The sequence below is a fragment of the Streptantibioticus ferralitis genome (genome assembly GCF_029223525.1).
GTDB classification, from domain to species: domain Bacteria; phylum Actinomycetota; class Actinomycetes; order Streptomycetales; family Streptomycetaceae; genus Streptantibioticus_A; species Streptantibioticus_A ferralitis.
The window spans coordinates 1-5142 of sequence record NZ_JARHTQ010000076.1 but is presented as its reverse complement, the minus strand read 5'-3'; the positions used below and the strand labels follow the sequence as shown (position 1 = coordinate 5142).

The following is a 5142-nucleotide window of genomic DNA, read 5'->3' as shown; positions in this document are numbered from 1 at the left end:
TTGTTCGGCGGTGTCCTACTCTCCCACAGGGTCCCCCCTGCAGTACCATCGGCGCTGAAAGGCTTAGCTTCCGGGTTCGGAATGTAACCGGGCGTTTCCCTAACGCTATGACCACCGAAACACTATGAAACACATCGAACCGGGGTTCGTTGTTTCAGAACTACACAGTGGACGCGAGCAACTGAGGACAAGCCCTCGGCCTATTAGTACCAGTCAACTCCACACCTTACGATGCTTCCATATCTGGCCTATCAACCCAGTCGTCTACTGGGAGCCTTACCCCATCAAGTGGGTGGGAGTCCTCATCTCGAAGCAGGCTTCCCGCTTAGATGCTTTCAGCGGTTATCCCTCCCGAACGTAGCCAACCAGCCATGCCCTTGGCAGAACAACTGGCACACCAGAGGTCCGTCCGTCCCGGTCCTCTCGTACTAGGGACAGCCCTTCTCAAGACTCCTACGCGCACAGCGGATAGGGACCGAACTGTCTCACGACGTTCTAAACCCAGCTCGCGTACCGCTTTAATGGGCGAACAGCCCAACCCTTGGGACCGACTCCAGCCCCAGGATGCGACGAGCCGACATCGAGGTGCCAAACCATCCCGTCGATATGGACTCTTGGGGAAGATCAGCCTGTTATCCCCGGGGTACCTTTTATCCGTTGAGCGACGGCGCTTCCACAAGCCACCGCCGGATCACTAGTCCCAGCTTTCGCTCCTGCTCGACCCGTCAGTCTCACAGTCAAGCTCCCTTGTGCACTTACACTCAACACCTGATTGCCAACCAGGCTGAGGGAACCTTTGGGCGCCTCCGTTACCCTTTAGGAGGCAACCGCCCCAGTTAAACTACCCATCAGACACTGTCCCTGATCCGGATCACGGACCCAGGTTAGACATCCAGCACGACCAGAGTGGTATTTCAAGGACGACTCCACCATGGCTGGCGCCACGGCTTCACAGTCTCCCACCTATCCTACACAAGCCGAACCGAACACCAATATCAAACTGTAGTAAAGGTCCCGGGGTCTTTCCGTCCTGCTGCGCGAAACGAGCATCTTTACTCGTAATGCAATTTCACCGGGCCTATGGTTGAGACAGTCGAGAAGTCGTTACGCCATTCGTGCAGGTCGGAACTTACCCGACAAGGAATTTCGCTACCTTAGGATGGTTATAGTTACCACCGCCGTTTACTGGCGCTTAAGTTCTCAGCTTCGCCCCACCGAAGTAGGACTAACCGGTCCCCTTAACGTTCCAGCACCGGGCAGGCGTCAGTCCGTATACATCGCCTTACGGCTTCGCACGGACCTGTGTTTTTAGTAAACAGTCGCTTCTCGCTGGTCTCTGCGGCCACCCCCAGCTCACACCGAAAAGATGCTCACCAGGAATGGCCCCCCTTCTCCCGAAGTTACGGGGGCATTTTGCCGAGTTCCTTAACCATAGTTCACCCGAACGCCTCGGTATTCTCTACCTGACCACCTGAGTCGGTTTAGGGTACGGGCCGCAACAGCACTCACTAGAGGCTTTTCTCGACAGCATAGGATCATCCACTTCACCACAATCGGCTCGGCATCAGGTCTCAGACTCATATGTCACGCGGATTTGCCTACGTGACGTCCTACACCCTTACCCCGGGACAACCACCGCCCGGGCTGGACTACCTTCCTGCGTCACCCCATCGCTCACCTACTACCACGTTGGATCAGCGGCTCCACCACTCCGAGATTGTCCGAAGACGCACCCGACGGCTTCACGGCCTTAGCATTCGAGGGTTCAGCGTTGGCGCACTATCACGGGTACCGGAATATCAACCGGTTGTCCATCGACTACGCCTGTCGGCCTCGCCTTAGGTCCCGACTTACCCTGGGCAGATCAGCTTGACCCAGGAACCCTTAGTCAATCGGCGCAAGAGTTTCCCACTCTTGTATCGCTACTCATGCCTGCATTCTCACTCGTGAACCATCCACAACTCGCTTACACGGCTGCTTCACCCGGCACACGACGCTCCCCTACCCACCACAGCCCCCGTTAGGGGTAATGCTGTAGTGACACGACTTCGGCGGTATACTTGAGCCCCGCTACATTGTCGGCGCGGAATCACTTGACCAGTGAGCTATTACGCACTCTTTCAAGGGTGGCTGCTTCTAAGCCAACCTCCTGGTTGTCTCTGCGACTCCACATCCTTTCCCACTTAGCATACGCTTAGGGGCCTTAGTCGATGCTCTGGGCTGTTTCCCTCTCGACCATGGAGCTTATCCCCCACAGTCTCACTGCCGCGCTCTCACTTACCGGCATTCGGAGTTTGGCTAAGGTCAGTAACCCGGTAGGGCCCATCGCCTATCCAGTGCTCTACCTCCGGCAAGAAACACACGACGCTGCACCTAAATGCATTTCGGGGAGAACCAGCTATCACGGAGTTTGATTGGCCTTTCACCCCTAACCACAGGTCATCCCCCAGGTTTTCAACCCTGGTGGGTTCGGTCCTCCACGAAGTCTTACCTCCGCTTCAACCTGCCCATGGCTAGATCACTCCGCTTCGGGTCTTGAGCGTGCGACTCAACCGCCCTATTCGGACTCGCTTTCGCTACGGCTACCCCACACGGGTTAACCTCGCCACACACCGCAAACTCGCAGGCTCATTCTTCAAAAGGCACGCAGTCACGACCGCCAAGCAAACTTGACGGCGACGCTCCCACGGCTTGTAGGCACACGGTTTCAGGTACTATTTCACTCCGCTCCCGCGGTACTTTTCACCATTCCCTCACGGTACTATCCGCTATCGGTCACCAGGGAATATTTAGGCTTAACGGGTGGTCCCGCCAGATTCACACGGGATTTCTCGGGCCCCGTGCTACTTGGGTGACTTCCAAGAGAGCCGCTAACGTTTCAGCTACGGGGGTCTTACCCTCTACGCCGGGCCTTTCGCATGCCCTTCGCCTACGTCAACGGTTTCTAACTCTCCCGATGGCCGGCAGACCATCGAAGGAAGCTCCCACAACCCCACATACGCAACCCCTGCCGGGTATCACACGCATACGGTTTGGCCTCATCCAGTTTCGCTCGCCACTACTCCCGGAATCACGGTTGTTTTCTCTTCCTGCGGGTACTGAGATGTTTCACTTCCCCGCGTTCCCTCCACACTGCCTATGTGTTCAGCAGCGGGTGACAGCCCATGACGACTGCCGGGTTTCCCCATTCGGACACCCCCGGATCACAGCTCGGTTGACAGCTCCCCGGGGCCTATCGCGGCCTCCCACGTCCTTCATCGGTTCCTGGTGCCAAGGCATCCACCGTGCGCCCTTAAAAACTTGGCCACAGATGCTCGCGTCCACTATGCAGTTCTCAAACAACGACCCATCCCCCACAGTCCACACACCAACGGCATGCTTCCCACGAGGCCGGTCACCACTGAGAGACACTCACGTTCCCTCAGGACCCAACAGCGTGCCCGACACCATCAACTCCGGTCCACCTTCCACACTCCAAAGGAGCAGTACTAGCAGCCATCACCGACCATGCCGAGTAGTCAACGTTCCACCCATGAGCAAACCACCGCAGGACACTCGCCTGCGCAGTGGCTCTGGACCACGGAAAACCATGGCCTAGAAGCTCCTTAGAAAGGAGGTGATCCAGCCGCACCTTCCGGTACGGCTACCTTGTTACGACTTCGTCCCAATCGCCAGTCCCACCTTCGACGATTCCCTCCCACAAGGGGTTGGGCCACCGGCTTCGGGTGTTACCGACTTTCGTGACGTGACGGGCGGTGTGTACAAGGCCCGGGAACGTATTCACCGCAGCACTGCTGATCTGCGATTACTAGAGACTCCGACTTCATGGGGTCGAGTTGCAGACCCCAATCCGAACTGAGACCGGCTTTTTGAGATTCGCTCCACCTCACGGCATCGCAACTCATTGTACCGGCCATTGTAGCACGTGTGCAGCCCAAGACATAAGGGGCATGATGACTTGACGTCGTCCCCACCTTCCTCCGAGTTGACCCCGGCAGTCTCCCGTGAGTCCCCATCACCCCGAAGGGCATGCTGGCAACACAGGACAAGGGTTGCGCTCGTTGCGGGACTTAACCCAACATCTCACGACACGAGCTGACGACAGCCATGCACCACCTGTACACCGACCACAAGGGGGACCCTGTCTCCAGGGTTTTCCGGCGTATGTCAAGCCTTGGTAAGGTTCTTCGCGTTGCGTCGAATTAAGCCACATGCTCCGCCTCTTGTGCGGGCCCCCGTCAATTCCTTTGAGTTTTAGCCTTGCGGCCGTACTCCCCAGGCGGGGAACTTAATGCGTTAGCTGCGGCACGGACAACGTGGAATGTCGCCCACACCTAGTTCCCAACGTTTACGGCGTGGACTACCAGGGTATCTAATCCTGTTCGCTCCCCACGCTTTCGCTCCTCAGCGTCAGTATCGGCCCAGAGATCCGCCTTCGCCACCGGTGTTCCTCCTGATATCTGCGCATTTCACCGCTACACCAGGAATTCCGATCTCCCCTACCGAACTCTAGCCTGCCCGTATCGAATGCAGACCCGGGGTTAAGCCCCGGGCTTTCACATCCGACGCGACAAGCCGCCTACGAGCTCTTTACGCCCAATAATTCCGGACAACGCTCGCACCCTACGTATTACCGCGGCTGCTGGCACGTAGTTAGCCGGTGCTTCTTCTGCAGGTACCGTCACTTGCGCTTCTTCCCTGCTGAAAGAGGTTTACAACCCGAAGGCCGTCATCCCTCACGCGGCGTCGCTGCATCAGGCTTTCGCCCATTGTGCAATATTCCCCACTGCTGCCTCCCGTAGGAGTCTGGGCCGTGTCTCAGTCCCAGTGTGGCCGGTCGCCCTCTCAGGCCGGCTACCCGTCGTCGCCTTGGTAGGCCATCACCCCACCAACAAGCTGATAGGCCGCGGGCTCATCCTGCACCGCCGGAGCTTTCCACCATCACAGATGCCCGCGATGGTCATATCCGGTATTAGACCCCGTTTCCAGGGCTTGTCCCAGAGTGCAGGGCAGATTGCCCACGTGTTACTCACCCGTTCGCCACTAATCCACCCCGAAGGGCTTCATCGTTCGACTTGCATGTGTTAAGCACGCCGCCAGCGTTCGTCCTGAGCCAGGATCAAACTCTCCGTGAATGCTTCC

At 57.6% G+C, this 5142-nt stretch carries 3 rRNA genes; all 3 read right to left on the bottom strand.

Going from position 1 to position 5142, the window contains the following annotated elements:
• Positions 1 to 2: 2 nt before the first annotated feature.
• The 3 genes from rrf to P2L57_RS39645 all read right to left on the bottom strand — a co-directional run bounded on the left by rrf (position 3) and on the right by P2L57_RS39645 (position 5135).
• Positions 3 to 119, bottom strand: a 5S ribosomal RNA gene (gene rrf / locus P2L57_RS39655).
• A gap of 64 nt (positions 120 to 183) precedes the next feature.
• Positions 184 to 3306: ribosomal RNA gene (locus tag P2L57_RS39650) — 23S ribosomal RNA — on the bottom strand.
• Positions 3307 to 3609: 303 nt separating this feature from the next.
• Positions 3610 to 5135, bottom strand: a 16S ribosomal RNA gene (locus P2L57_RS39645).
• The 16S, 23S and 5S rRNA genes sit together here, the layout of an rRNA operon.
• Positions 5136 to 5142 lie beyond the last annotated feature (7 nt).